At 71.5% G+C, this 13,280-nt stretch carries 13 protein-coding genes; 7 read left to right on the top strand and 6 right to left on the bottom strand.

Annotation, left to right across the window (positions count from 1 at the left end; genetic code table 11):
* Positions 1-268 precede the first annotated feature (268 nt).
* Complete coding sequence (locus tag ACGFWE_RS24085) at positions 269-976, bottom strand: dienelactone hydrolase family protein (RefSeq protein ID WP_393601611.1); 708 nt, start codon at positions 974-976, stop codon at positions 269-271.
* A 177-nt stretch (positions 977-1,153) separates the two neighbouring features.
* Between ACGFWE_RS24085 and ACGFWE_RS24090 the strand changes: the two genes are divergently transcribed.
* Both ACGFWE_RS24090 and ACGFWE_RS24095 read left to right on the top strand, forming a co-directional pair.
* Positions 1,154-1,546 (top strand): VOC family protein, encoded by a 393-nt coding sequence (locus ACGFWE_RS24090; protein ID WP_393601613.1) that lies wholly within the window; start codon positions 1,154-1,156, stop codon positions 1,544-1,546.
* A gap of 33 nt (positions 1,547-1,579) precedes the next feature.
* On the top strand, positions 1,580-2,653 hold the full coding sequence (locus ACGFWE_RS24095; protein WP_393601615.1) for an adenosine deaminase: 1,074 nt from the start codon (positions 1,580-1,582) through the stop codon (positions 2,651-2,653).
* On the opposite strand, the gene ACGFWE_RS24100 is transcribed toward ACGFWE_RS24095, so the two are convergent.
* The 3 genes from ACGFWE_RS24100 to ACGFWE_RS24110 form a co-directional block, all read right to left on the bottom strand.
* The gene (locus ACGFWE_RS24100; RefSeq protein ID WP_393601617.1) at positions 2,641-3,150 is read right to left on the bottom strand and encodes a DinB family protein; all 510 of its coding nucleotides are present in this window, start codon (positions 3,148-3,150) and stop codon (positions 2,641-2,643) included. The two genes, ACGFWE_RS24095 and ACGFWE_RS24100, sit on opposite strands and share 13 nt — an antisense overlap.
* Positions 3,151-3,228: 78 nt before the next feature.
* A complete protein-coding gene (locus ACGFWE_RS24105; RefSeq protein WP_393601619.1) occupies positions 3,229-4,743 on the bottom strand; it encodes a carotenoid oxygenase family protein in 1,515 nt (504 codons plus the stop codon).
* 67 nt (positions 4,744-4,810) lie between these two features.
* Positions 4,811-5,743, bottom strand: coding sequence for a LysR substrate-binding domain-containing protein (locus ACGFWE_RS24110; protein ID WP_352385994.1), 933 nt, complete (start codon positions 5,741-5,743; stop codon positions 4,811-4,813).
* Positions 5,744-5,867: 124 nt separating this feature from the next.
* Here ACGFWE_RS24110 and mgrA point away from each other — a divergent pair, with 124 nt between their 5' ends.
* The gene (gene mgrA / locus ACGFWE_RS24115) at positions 5,868-6,863 is read left to right on the top strand and encodes an L-glyceraldehyde 3-phosphate reductase (protein WP_352385992.1); all 996 of its coding nucleotides are present in this window, start codon (positions 5,868-5,870) and stop codon (positions 6,861-6,863) included.
* A gap of 33 nt (positions 6,864-6,896) precedes the next feature.
* On the opposite strand, the gene ACGFWE_RS24120 is transcribed toward mgrA, so the two are convergent.
* A complete protein-coding gene (locus ACGFWE_RS24120; RefSeq protein WP_393601621.1) occupies positions 6,897-7,280 on the bottom strand; it encodes a nuclear transport factor 2 family protein in 384 nt (127 codons plus the stop codon).
* A gap of 332 nt (positions 7,281-7,612) precedes the next feature.
* On the opposite strand from ACGFWE_RS24120, the gene ACGFWE_RS24125 reads away from it, so the two are divergent.
* From ACGFWE_RS24125 to ACGFWE_RS24140, 4 genes are all read left to right on the top strand, one after another.
* Entirely contained in the window at positions 7,613-8,023 is a 411-nt protein-coding gene (locus tag ACGFWE_RS24125) for a hypothetical protein (RefSeq protein WP_352385988.1), read from the top strand.
* A gap of 61 nt (positions 8,024-8,084) precedes the next feature.
* Positions 8,085-10,421: an FHA domain-containing protein gene (locus tag ACGFWE_RS24130; protein WP_352385986.1), complete on the top strand. Its 2,337-nt coding sequence runs from the start codon at positions 8,085-8,087 to the stop codon at positions 10,419-10,421.
* 7 nt (positions 10,422-10,428) lie between these two features.
* Positions 10,429-10,962: a hypothetical protein gene (locus ACGFWE_RS24135; RefSeq protein WP_352385984.1), complete on the top strand. Its 534-nt coding sequence runs from the start codon at positions 10,429-10,431 to the stop codon at positions 10,960-10,962.
* Positions 10,952-11,977, top strand: a complete 1,026-nt coding sequence (locus ACGFWE_RS24140; protein ID WP_393601623.1) for a serine/threonine-protein kinase — start codon at positions 10,952-10,954, stop codon at positions 11,975-11,977. The genes ACGFWE_RS24135 and ACGFWE_RS24140 overlap by 11 nt, the downstream gene beginning before the upstream one ends.
* Here the strand turns inward: ACGFWE_RS24140 and ACGFWE_RS24145 are convergent.
* Positions 11,928-13,181 (bottom strand): streptophobe family protein, encoded by a 1,254-nt coding sequence (locus ACGFWE_RS24145; RefSeq protein WP_393601625.1) that lies wholly within the window; start codon positions 13,179-13,181, stop codon positions 11,928-11,930. The two genes, ACGFWE_RS24140 and ACGFWE_RS24145, sit on opposite strands and share 50 nt — an antisense overlap.
* Positions 13,182-13,280: the final 99 nt, after the last annotated feature.

The following is a 13,280-nucleotide window of genomic DNA, read 5'->3' on the forward strand; positions in this document are numbered from 1 at the left end:
CCCAACTCGGCCGCGCACCACGGCCCCGCCACCACTCGGCAAGATGTACCCGACCCCACTCACGGCCGGCGCGATCGGAGGCGCAGGCCTCAGCCCCAATCCAGCCACGCGGCCCGGCCCCGCCACCGCGCGGCCGGGCGTGCCGACCTCGCTAACCCTCAGCGTGAACCGAGGCGCAGCCAGACCCCGCCGCGTGGCCCGGCCCCGCCACCGCGCGGCCGGGCGTGCCGGACCCCGCCCACGGCCGGCGTGATCCGGCGCGCAGGCCCTAACCCAGCCGCTCGTGCAGGAAGGGCACCGTGCTCTCCCAGGCGCGGGCGGCGGACTCGGCGTCGTACGTTTGGCCGCCGTCGTTGAAGAAGGCGTGGTTCGCCGGGTAGAGGCGCAGGTCCGGGGTGATCCCGGACTGCTCGTGGACGGCCTCGCGCAGGGCCTCCAGGCTTTCCGCCGGGATGGTCTGGTCGAGCTCCCCGTAGTGGCCCAGGATCTGCGCCTTCAGGCCCGAGAAGTCGGGCAGCTCGCCCTGGATCACCCCGTAGAACGGCACCGCGGCGCTCACCCGGGGGTCGGCCGCCGCCAGGTACAGGACGAATCCGCCGCCCATGCAGAAGCCGACCGCGCCGACGGTGTCCGAGGTGACCTCGTCCAGCGACAGCAGGTGGCCCACCGCACCGGACAGCAGCTCCACGCCCCGCGAGACCGGCAGCGCCTGCATCATCCGCAGGGCCTCCTCGCTGTCGTGGGCGACATTGCCGCCGTACAGGTCGGGAGCGAGCGCGACGAACCCCTCCGCCGCCAGCCGGTCGGCGACGTCGGCGACGTGGTCGGTCAGACCCCACCACTCCTGGATCACGATGACGCCCGGCCCGTTCCCGGACGGCGGCAGCGCCAGGTAGCCGTGCGCGGTGGTGCCGCCGCTCGGGAACGTGACGTTCTGGTGGGCGGGTGCTCCGGTCGACTTCGGCAGTTCGGCCATGGTGCTCGACTCCTGTGCAGCTGTCCGGTGGGGGCGCCGGAGCCGTGGCCCCGGCGGTGATCACCAGCCTGTCACGCGCCGCACGGCCCGCTCACATCAACCCCGGCGGACCGGAGTGGCATCCCTCTGGTTTTACGTATAACCTCTCCCGTCAACCACCCCTCCCGAGAGGTTCCGATGAGACGCGTCGCCCTGGTCACCCTCGTCGTCGACGACTACGACGAGGCGATCCGCTTCTACACCGAAGCCCTCGGTTTCCGGCTCGTCGAGGACACCCCCCGCCCCGACGGCTCCCGCTGGGTCGTCGTACGCCCGGACGAAAGCGAAAGCGGTACCGACCTGCTGCTCGCCCACGCCAAGGGCGAGGCGCAGCAGGCGCGCGTGGGGGACCAGACCGGCGGGCGCGTCGGATTCTTCCTGCACACTGACGACTTCACCCGCGACCACGCCCGCATGCTGGCCGCGGGCGTGACCTTCCTGGAGGAGCCCCGGCACGAGCCCTACGGCTCGGTCGCCGTCTTCCAGGACCTGTACGGAAACCGCTGGGACCTGCTCCAGCCCGCCGACTGACCTCCACCACCCTGTTCGAGGAAAGACCCCGCCATGACCGCTACGCGCGTAGACACCGACCTGATCCGCCGCCTCCCCAAGGCCGTCCTGCACGACCACCTCGACGGCGGCCTGCGCCCCGCCACCGTGGTGGAGCTCGCGGCGGAGGTCGGCCACACCCTGCCCACCACTGACCCGGACGAACTCGCCGCCTGGTACTTCGAGGCCGCCAACTCCGGTGACCTGGTGCGCTACATAGCCACCTTCGAGCACACCCTCGCCGTCATGCAGACCCGCGAGGGCCTGCTGCGCACGGCCGAGGAGTACGTCCTCGACCTCGCCGCCGACGGAGTCGTGTACGGCGAGGTGCGCTACGCCCCCGAGCTGAACACCCGCGGCGGGCTGGCCATGGCCGAGGTCGTCGAGACCGTCCAGGAGGGCCTGGCCGCCGGTATGGCGAAGGCCGCCGCCGCGGGCACCCCGGTGCGGGTCGGCACCCTGCTGTGCGGCATGCGGATGTTCGACCGGGTGCGCGAGGCCGCCGACCTGGCCGTGGCCTTCCGGGACGCCGGTGTCGTCGGCTTCGACATCGCGGGCGCCGAGGACGGCTTCCCGGCCGCCGACCACCTGGCGGCCTTCGAACACCTGCGCCGCGAGAACGTGCCGTTCACCATCCACGCCGGTGAGGCCCACGGCCTGCCCAGCATCCACCAGGCCGTGCAGGTGTGCGGCGCCCAGCGTCTCGGTCACGGCGTGCGGATCACCGAGGACATCCCCGACCTCGCGGCCGGCAAGCTCGGCCGGCTGGCGGGCTGGGTCCGGGACCGCCGGATCGCCCTGGAGATGTGCCCGACCTCCAACCTCCAGACCGGCGCGGCCACCTCGATCGCCGAGCACCCGATCACGGTTCTGAAGGACCTGGGCTTCCGGGTCACTCTCAACACCGACAACCGGCTGGTGTCGGGGACGACCATGACCCGCGAGATGTCCCTGCTGGTCGAGCACGCGGGCTGGACGGTCGAGGACCTGCGCACGGTCACGGTGAACGCCCTCAAGAGCGCCTTCATCCCGTTCGACGAGCGCAAGGCCCTCATCGAGGACGTCGTCCTGCCGGGCTACGCGCTCTGAAGCAGCCCCCGCAGATAGGCGGCCTGTCCGACGTGCTGGAGATCGTCGGACAGGACGCTGACCAGCCGCACTCCCAGGGTGACCGGCGGATCCCAGTTCTCGTCGACGACCCGGTCCAGGTCCTCGTCCGTCAGCCCGCGCAGGGCTTCGAGACTCTGGGCGTGCACGGCGTCGTAGTAACCCGTCAGCAGGTCCGCGGAGTCGACCCGCACCTTGGCGACCTGCGCCGAGGTGTGGCCGTAGCCGATGTCACGCGGCTTCAGGTCGAGGCCGAAGCGCTTCTCCCAGTCCTGGGTCAGCCACACCTGGTCGAGGCCGAGGGCGCCGGCCACGTGGTCGTCCTGGACGCGGGTGAGGTGCCAGACCAGCCAGGCGACGGAGTTGGCGTCGGGGCCGGGACGGTGGTTGAGGTCGTCGGGGCCCAGGCCCTCGACGACGCCGTGGACTTCTTCCTGGATGCGGCTGTAGCCGTCGATGAGGATGTCCTTTGCATGCATGACATCCACCATCGCGCATCACGCCGCGTCACACGTCGGAATTCGCTCCGGTGTCACGCGGCGGAATTCCGCTCGGTGTCACGCGTCGGGAATCCAGCTCCCGTGGAAGCCCAGCGGCACCCGCCCCGGCAGCTGGATCCGGGCCACCGGCTCACCCGTGAAGTCCTGGGCCGCGAGAATCACCAGGTCCGAGGCCCCGCGATCGGGATTGTGCACATACGCGACGGCGTAGCCGTCGTCCTCGGCGGCCCTCCCGTCGCAGGGGTCGGACGGCACGAACACGGCCTCGCTCGCCGCCGCTCCCCGCGGCAGCCGGTGCACCTGGGAGGTGCCCCTCAGCAGGTCGTGCTTGATGAGCGCGTTGCTGAACGCGCGGTCGGGCGGCGGGTTGCCGTCGACCGCCTGATAGGCCACCGCCATCTCCGCGGAGGCGGCCGAGTAGCCGTAGCGGTGCCGGCGGGACACCAACGCCTCGTTGACCCGCGGGAATTCCTGGGGTCGGTCGTCGAGGGTCCGGGTCCGTACCCGCCCCTGACGCAGGTCGACCGTCCACCGGTCAAGGCGGGGAGTGCCGGGCGTATAGGGCCCGCCCGAGCCGTTGCCGGCCACGAGGAAGTGTGCGTCGAAATTGGTCGTGTCGATGATCAGGTTCGATCCCTCCTCGTAGGCGTTGAGGGTGTGCGAGTAGTACACCGGGTCGACGTCGAACCAGCGGACCGCACCTCCCTTGCGGGGCAGCACGCCGACCCGTGCCGGATGCCGGTCGTTCCAGACGTACGGGACGATGTCACCGCGCTCGGCGCCCGCCGGGTCGAAGGTGACCGGCATGTCGAGGATCACCACGTGGTTCTCGGTGAGCGCGAAGTCATGGATCATCGGCGCGTCCGCCACCGGGATCCTCGTACTGCGCGAGACGCGGCCGGCCGGGTCGACGACCAGGTGCCGCACATGGTCCCAGGTCGGGTAGTAGGCGATCGCGTGCAGCTCACCGGCGTGCGCGTCGAACTTGGTGTGCGCGGTCAGCGCGCCCTCCAGGGTGCCCCGGAAGTCGTACGTGCCGACGGTGTTCAGTTCCTCGTCGAGCTCGTACGGCAGCGGTCCGCTCTCCTGGAGCGCGAGGATCCGCCCGCGGTGGGGGATCACATGGGTGTTGCACGGGAAGTCGTCCGGCGGCACCGGGCCCGGGTAGGGCTCGCCGAGCTTCTTCGCCACCTGGGAGGAGCGCACCCAGCGGTTGCGGTACCACTCGGCACGGCCCTCGCGCAGCCGGACACCGTGCACCATGCCCTCGCCGAGCATCCAGTGGTGGGCGCGCGGGTCCTCGATTCCCAGCGCGTTGGGGCCGTTGCGCAGATAGCGGCCGTTCAGCTCGCGCGGGATGCGGCCGGTGACCGGCAGGTCGAAGGCCGTCAGTTCCTCCGTGACGGGTTCGAACGCGCCCTCCAGGAAGGGGAAGCGGTGCGCTGTCCGGGGCGCGGCGGCGGCCGGCGACGCGCCCGCTCCGGTGCCGACGAGCGCTCCGGCCGCCGTGATCGCCGCCGCGCCGCGCAGTACGTTCCGTCGTGTGGGGTCCGTCATCTTCTGGTCCGTCATCTTCCCTGCTCCTGACCGTGGTTGTCCTCGGGGACGGTCACGAGTCTGGTGCGCGGGACGGATCAGGTCACGAGGGTTGGGCCCCGTCCGGGGGTGTACTCAAGCCCCCTCTTTCCAAGCCCCCTGTTTCCAGCAGGGCCATCAGGGCCCGGGCCGCCGGGCTGGTGGCCTGGGCGGGCGGCAGCAACGCGACCGTCTCGTACACGGTCTCGCCGGTGCCCTTGACCGGGAGCGCGGTCAGCGACTCCCGTTTGTGCCGGAAGTGCCGCGGCACGACGGCCACGCCGAGGTTCTCGTCCACCAGGTCGAGGAGGCTGTGCACGTCGTTGACCTCCAGGGCGACGTTGCGGCGCAGACCCGCGGCGGTGAAGGCGGCGTCGGTGGTGCGGCGCGGCCCCCAGTCCGGATGGAAGTCGACGAAGACCTCGCCGTCCAGATCCTCCGGCGTCACGGCCGCGCCGACGGCCGCCAGCCGGTGGCTGGGATGGCACAGCACGGTCATGGGCTCGCTCGACAGCGGTACGACACGCAACTGGTCGGTGTCCTGCTGCGCCGCCCGCACGGCGAACGCCAGGTCGAGGCGCCCGGCCGCCACCTCCTCCGCGAGCGCGGCCGACCCCGCCTGGCGCAGACAGATCTCGACATCGGGATGCTGCCGCCGGAACGCGGCGAGCAGCCCCGCCACGTGCAGCCCGGCGATGCACTGCTCGGACCCGAGTGCGAGCATCCCGCGCAGCACCCCCTGCACCGCGGCCACCGCCTCGTGGGCGGAGCGCACCTGTGCGAGGATCCGCTCGGCCTCGCCGAGCAGGGCGCGCCCGGCCGGGGTGAGCGTGACCCGGCGGGTGGTCCGCACGAACAGCGGGGTCTGCAGCTCCCGCTCCAGCGCCCGGATGGAGGCGGACAGCCCCGACTGGGACACCAGGAGGCGTTCGGCGGCGCGGGTGAAGTGCTGGTCCTCGGCGACCGCCACGAAATGCTGGAGATGGCGCAGTTCCATGATTGAGAAGCCTATCCGCTGAATTCCATCGGATTCTTCTGTTGGACCAATGCCCCCAGGTCGCGAAAGAGTGGACACCAGGTTCACGACCCTGGTCCACCGTGCCAACCCCTCTGGAGTCGCGTTGTACACCGCACACCCCGACCGCTACGCGGACATGCCCTACCGGCGCACCGGACGCAGCGGTCTGAAGCTTCCCGCGATCTCGCTCGGCCTGTGGCACAACTTCGGCCCGGCGGACCGCACCGTGGAGACCCAGCGGGCCATCCTGCGCCGCGCCTTCGACCTCGGCGTCACCCACTTCGACCTCGCCAACAACTACGGCCCGCCGCCCGGCGCCGCCGAGTCCGCGTTCGGTGAGGCCCTCAAGGCCGACCTCGCGTCCTACCGTGACGAACTGATCGTCTCGACCAAGGCCGGCTATCTGATGTGGCCCGGCCCGTACGGCGAGTGGGGCTCCCGCAAGTACCTGCTGTCGTCGCTGGACCAGAGCCTGACCCGGATGGGCCTGGACTACGTCGACATCTTCTACTCGCACCGCCCCGACCCGGAGACTCCGCTGGAGGAGACGATGGGCGCCCTGCACACCGCGGTCCAGCAGGGCAAGGCGCTCTACGTCGGCATCTCGAACTACTCGGCCGAGCAGACCCGCGAGGCCGCGCGCATCCTCGGCGAGCTGGGCACCCCGCTCCTCATCCACCAGCCGCGCTACTCGATGCTGGACCGCCGCCCCGAGGACGGCGGCCTGCTGGACGCGCTGGACGAGCTCCAGGTCGGCTCGATCGTCTTCTCCCCGCTGGAGCAGGGACTGCTCACCGGCCGCTACCTCGACGGCATCCCCGAGGACTCCCGGGCCGCGAGCGACAGCCCCTTCCTGAACTCCGACGCGCTTACCGAGGACCTGGTCCAGCAGCTGCGCGAACTCAACGACATCGCCAAGGGCCGCGGCCAGACCCTCGCCCAGCTGGCCCTGGCGTGGGTCCTGCGCGGCGGCCGCGTCACCTCGGCCCTCGTCGGCGCGAGCAGCCCGAAGCAGATCGAGGACAGCGTGGGCACGATCGCCAACCTGGACTTCGACACGGACGAACTGGCGAGGATCGACGCGATCATCAAGGGGTGAGAGGGACCGGGCCCCGGCGTTGCGCCGGGGCCCTCACCCTCCCGCGGGAACCCGGTCCAAAAACCCGTACACGGTCCTGATCCGGCCGTCCTCGGCCAGCGTGATGACGTCGGAGCCGGCGACGGGTGCCGAGCCGTCGGCAGTGCTGACCAGCTCCCAGGAGAACCGGACGGTGTCGTGGTGCCCCTCGACGGGGCCGGTGATGCGGAAGGTGAACCCCGGGAACTGCTCGTGCGCCGCCGCGATCACCGCGGTGATCCGGTCGTGGCCGACCACTTCGGCGAGGGGGTCGGTGTAACCGCCGCCCACCGTCCAGGCGGCCGCGACGGCCTTCGCGCGCGTCTGCGGCTCACGTGCGTTCCAGGCTTCGAAGTAGCGGGCGACGGCAGTCTCGTAGCGTTCCATGGTCGCGGACATGGGAAATCAGCCTCCATCGAGGTCGTCTGTGCTGGTGGGACCTGTTGGGACAACCCTGCCCGCGGCGCGCGGCACCGTCGATTACTTGCGGGGTCATGACGTTTGAACGTGTACCCGTCAGATTTCGGCCAGGAGGAGGGGGGAATATGCCAGGAGACTGGCCAAAAAGACGTGGTGACAGTGTTTCAGTAGTGAACATACTCGACTGACAGGGCCTTCACTTCGAGCGAAGTGCCCGTCACGCACCGCAGCAAGAACCGCGTACCGCACATGAGCCGCACGGAAAGCGAGGCCCTGCCGACAGGCGAACGGAGCAAGCGGGGGAGTGGATCGTGCACGACGAATTCCTGTGCCACGTCACGGGCTACGGCATCTGCGACGGGCGGCGCATCGGCGTCCCCCTCGGAACCTACCGCGCACCCACCCTCGCCCTCGCCCTGTGGTGGCTGCGCGACCGGGCCTCGTGGATCGCCGACCGATTAGACCCCCAGCCCGAGGCCGAGTACCTGCCGGCGGGCGCCCTCGCCCCCGTCGCCGACACCGTGCTCGACGTGCCCGCCGTGATGCGGGCCTGGTGCGCAGACTTGTACCAACAGGAGCTGGTTGCCGACGAGTTGGCGGCCGGCCGGCTGGTCCGGATCGCCGCGAGCGACGACACCACGGAGTACGAACTGCTCGCCGAGTCCGTGGACGCCGCGAGAATGCACCGCATGGCCTCCATGCTCTTCACCCCCGTGGCCTGAGCCTGAGCCGCTCGGTTCGCGCCACCAGGCGCCCAAAGGGGCGAATCGGTAGAATTCTGGCATGGCGGAGCGGCCGGTCGCACCGACGGCGCCCGAGCTCGTCCTGGAGACCGACACCGGCTCCACGGTGATGAGCCCGGGCCATGACTACCACGTCGGTCGCGACCCGATGAGTGACATCGTCATCGACGATGCCCGGGTCTCGTGGCACCACGCGGTCCTGCGACCCGAGGCCGACCACTGGACCCTCGAGGACGAACACAGCACCAACGGCACCTATGCCGACGGCCGCCGCGTCCACCACGAGTGGGACGTCGGCCCCGGCAGCGTGATCCGCTTCGGCAGCCCCTCCGACGGCCCCTGCGCGGTCCTGCTGGGCCTGCCCACCCCCGAGCGCCCCTCGGCCGTCTCCATGCCCGGCCTCACCGGCACCTTCCGGCAGCCCACCGCCGTACGCCCGCTGCCCACCCGCACGGTCCGTATCGGCCGCGCCGACGACAACGACCTCGTCGTGGACGACCTGGTCGTCTCCCGCCACCACGCCGAGCTGCGCGCCCTGCCCGACGCCACGTACGAGATCGTCGACCTCGGCAGTCACAACGGCACCTACCTCAACGGCCGCCCCGTCACGAGTGCCCCCCTCGGGCCCGGGGACATCGTCGGCATCGGCCACTCGGCGTTCTCCCTGGTCGGCGACACTCTCCAGGAGTACGTCGACACCGGCGACGTCTCCCTCGACGTCCAGGACCTCACGGTCGCCGTCGACCACGGCCGCAAGACCCTGCTCGACCACGTGTCCTTCCCGGTGGGCGAGAAGTGCCTGCTCGCCGTCGTCGGCCCGAGCGGCGCCGGGAAGTCCACGCTCCTGAACGCCCTCACCGGCCAGCGCCCCGCCGACCACGGCACCGTCCTGTACGACGGCCGCGACCTCTACCGCGACTACGCCGAACTGCGCCAGCGCATCGGCCTGGTCCCGCAGGACGACATCCTGCACGCCCAGCTCACCGTCCGCAGCGCCCTGACCTATGCCGCCGAGCTGCGCTTCCCGCAGGACACCGCGAAGGCCGAACGCCGCGAACGCGTCGACGAGGTCATCCGCGAGCTCGGCCTGGAACAGCGCGCCCGCCAGCCCGTGCACAGCCTCTCCGGCGGACAGCGCAAGCGGGTCAGCGTGGCCCTGGAGCTGCTGACCAAGCCGTCCCTGCTCTTCCTCGACGAGCCGACCTCGGGCCTGGACCCCGGCATGGACCGCTCGGTGATGCACATGCTGCGCGGTCTCGCCGACGACGGCCGCACCGTCATCGTCGTCACCCACAGCGTCCTGAGCCTCGACGTCTGCGACCGTCTCCTCGTCCTCGCGCCCGGCGGCAGGATCGCCTACTACGGTCCGCCCGAGGACGCCCTCGCCTACTTCGGCTTCACCCAGTGGCCCGAGGCCTTCGAAGCCTTCGAACGCGACGAGGACCGCGACTGGGCGGGCGACTTCCACTCCTCGGCCTTCCAGCACCAGTACGTCGCCGAGGCCACCGCACAGCCCCGGATGCCCCGCTCCGAGCCGGTCATCATCGCGCCCCCGCCGCGGCCCCGCAGCCGCAGCGCCCAGCTCGGCACCCTGATCCGCCGTTACACCGCCGCCCTCGGCGCCGACCGCACCTTCCTCGCCATCATGATCGCGCTGCCCTTCGTCATGGGCGCCATGGCCCGGGCCCTCGCGGGCAGCCAACTCACCCGCGACACCGCGATGAACGCCCTGCTCATCCTGTGCGTCGGCGGCGTCCTCACCGGCGCCGCGAACGCCGTGCGCGAACTGGTGAAGGAGCGGGTCATCTACCAGCGCGAACGAGCCGTCGGCCTGTCCAGATCGGCGTACCTGATGTCCAAGGTCGTCGTGCTGGGCGCGATCACCGTCGTGCAGGCGGTGGTCCTGACCCTGGTCGCCCTCCTCGGTGTCGACCTCAACGCGCCCGGTGGCGAAGGCGTGGTGATGCCACCCCTTGCCGAGATCACCATCGCGGTCGCCCTGCTGGCGTTCACGGCGATGATGCTCGGTCTGCTCGTGTCCGCGCTGGTGCGCAAGGAGGAGGTGACCATGCCACTGCTCGTGCTGCTCGCCATCGTCCAGGTCGTCTTCTGCGGGGCCCTGCTGCCGCTCGACGGCGTGCCAGGACTGGAACAGCTGTCCTGGCTGGTGCCTTCGCGCTGGGCGCTCGGCGCGATGGCCGGCACCATCGGCCTCGCCCGGATCGTGCCGGGCGACCTCACCGGCGACCCCCTCTTCAAGCACTCGGCGGGCGTATGGCTCCTCAACATCGCCATGCTCCTCGTGCTCTCCGGGCTCTTCGGATACGTCGTCTCCCGGCTGCTGCGCCGGCACGAACCCGTGGTCATGCGGAAGTAGGCCGCCGATGACGACCCCCGGCTTCCGGCCCACCCATGTCGTCCCCGGGTACGGCATGCCCGCCTGGGAGGCCCCCGACCCCGCCCGCCCCACCGTGCCCCTCGACCCGCTCCTGCCCGTCCAGCTCGTGGAGCGGCGCGGCGACTGGGCGTACGTCCTGTGCGCCAACGGCTGGTCGGCCTGGGTCGACGGCCGCCACCTGGTGGCCGTGCCCCGGGACCCGCCCGCCCCCGAAAGCCCCCTCACCCGCGCCGCCGACCCACGCCCCCTGCTGGCCCGCGCCGACGAGACCCTCGCCCGCTACCGGGCGGCCGTCGAGGAGCTGGCCCGCGGCGCCCTCGACGGGGAGGCCTTCCGCGGCCGCACCAGGGGACTGCGGATCGGAGTCGTCGTCGACGGCGAACACATGTGGCTCTACGACGCCCAGCACGGACGCTGGGTGTACGCGGACGGGACCCGGCTGAACACCTACGCCACCGATGACGGGCCACAGGCCGGCGGACACGCCCCGACCCAGGTCGTGACGCGCGATGGCCCATGAGACCAGCCTCTTCTCCGGCAGCCCCTCCGAACTGGTCGGACGGCAGGTCGCGAGCTACCGCATCGAGCAGGAGATCGGCCGGGGCGGCATGGCCGTCGTCTACCGGGCCCGGGACCTGCGCCTGGACCGCACGGTGGCGCTGAAACTGCTGGCCCCGGAGCTCGCCCGCAACGACACCTTCCGCAAGCGCTTCAGCCACGAGTCCCGGGTGGCCGCCGCGATCGACCACCCGCACATCGTCCCCGTCTTCGAGGCGGGCGAGACGGACGGCGTGCTCTACATCGCCATGCGGTACGTCGCCGGCAGCGATCTGCGCCATCTCCTGGACCGGCAAGGGCCGTTGCCGCTCCCGACCGCGCTGCGGATCGCCGCCCAGGTGGCCTCCGCGCTCGACGCGGCCCACGAGCACGGACTGGTCCACCGGGACGTGAAACCCGGCAACATCCTGGTCTCCCGGGGCACCGACAGCGACCATCCCGAACACGTCTATCTCACCGACTTCGGGCTCACGAAGAAGTCCCTGTCGCTGACCGGGTTCACGACGGTCGGCCAGTTCGTCGGCACCCTCGACTACGTGGCCCCCGAGCAGATCTCCGGCCGCCCGGTCGACGGCCGCTGCGACGTCTACGGTTTCGCGTGCGTGGTCTACGAGACCCTCACCGGCCATCCGCCCTTCCGCCGTGACGACGACATGGCCCTGCTGTGGGCCCACCAGTACGACGCCCCGCCCCCGCTCTCCGAGTCCCGTCCCGGGCTGCCCGCCCCCCTCGACGCGGTGTTCGCCAAGGCCCTCGCCAAGTCCCCCGACGACCGCCACGACTCCTGCCTCGACTTCGTCGCGGCCCTCCGCTCGACGGCGACGGGGGGTCACCCACCGACGGAGGTGGCCCCGAGGGCCGTAGAGCCGGAGGACACCCGCCCGAAGCCGCCGCCGCACTGGGCGGAGCCGGTGGTCCGGGCGGTAGTCAGGCCCGTCGCACCGACCGGGCCGGCAGCGCGCCGAGGAAACCGGTGACCAGGCCCCACAGCGCGCCGAGGCCCACCGCCGGCCACAGCTCGGGGGTGAGGAACAGCTGACCGCTCAGACCGCCGCCGAGGTCGCCGATGCCGAGGACCGACAGGCCGTAGTGGGCGGAGATCCGGCCCATGAGGCAGATCATGAGGACCGTCAGGGCGAGGGCGACCGCCAGGTGCACCGCGTGCTGCCAGGCGCGGACGCGGGCGGGGGAGCGGGCCGCCATCAGGAACGCGACCGAGAGCAGCAGGACCGCTTCGACGACCACCAGCCACCACACGCGGCCGTCGTGCTCGGCGAGGGTGCGCAGATTGAGCGTGGCGGTGTCCTTGGAGCGCAGGACCTCGTCCAGTACGTGCGGCATGGGCAGGCCGAAGGGGCCCTCGACCCGGCCGTTCCAGGTGGCACCGAGGCCGATGGTCAGGGCGAGCCAGACCAGGTTCGGCATGCCCAGCAGAACCACCGCGAGCGTCTCGGGCGCATGGCCGCGGGTCACGGCGACGACCAGCGCGACCAGGATGCCGAGGACGACGTGGGCGAGGAGGAGCACGACCATGGCGTGCGCCGCGGGTCGCACCGACTCCTGGAGGCGCAGCAGTCGCCCCGGCAGGGGAGCCCGGCGCGAGACCAGCAGGGCCAGCACCAGGACGCCGGCCATCCACAGCAGACCGAACACCAGGGTCTGCGGTACGTCCGTCGTGAAGCCGACCTCGGGGGAGACGCCGAAGACATCGCCCAGGTCACCCAGCGTGTCGTCGCCCAGGGAGAGCTTGAACGTCTGGCGGGCCGCATACGCCAGGGCGAGGAGCGCGAGGAGCCACAGGACGGCGATCCGGCCCGCCCAACCGGCGAGTTCCCGGCTGCCGGCGACGGCCCGGTGCCGCAGTGGCCGCAGGAAACCCGCACCGAGCGCCAGCGCACCGGCCAGGGTGACGGAAAGTGGGATCACGGTGAGCCCGGCCGTGCTGTCGGCGAGCCCTCCCGCGCTTCCGGACAGCTCGACCGTGCCGCCGACGGCCGTGACGACGCTCGCCGCGACGACCCGGGGGAACGCGCCCTCCGGAAGGTCAGAAGCCCCCGCCGCCCACAGACCCAGCGCTGCCACCACCCCCATGGCGATCAGCGCGACCAGAACCGTGGCCAAGGCCTGCACCCAGCCGTGGCGAGCGGCGACCGCCTGGTCGGAGGGGGTTCGCGGGTTCACCCTGCCACGCTAAGCAGCACGGAGACGGCTCGCCTGCCGGGAGGTCCGTCCGCGTCCGCTTGCGGGCGGCACGGGGCCCGAGCAAACAATGGATATGTC

The organism is Streptomyces sp. NPDC048523, from assembly GCF_043199815.1.
GTDB lineage: Bacteria > Actinomycetota > Actinomycetes > Streptomycetales > Streptomycetaceae > Streptomyces.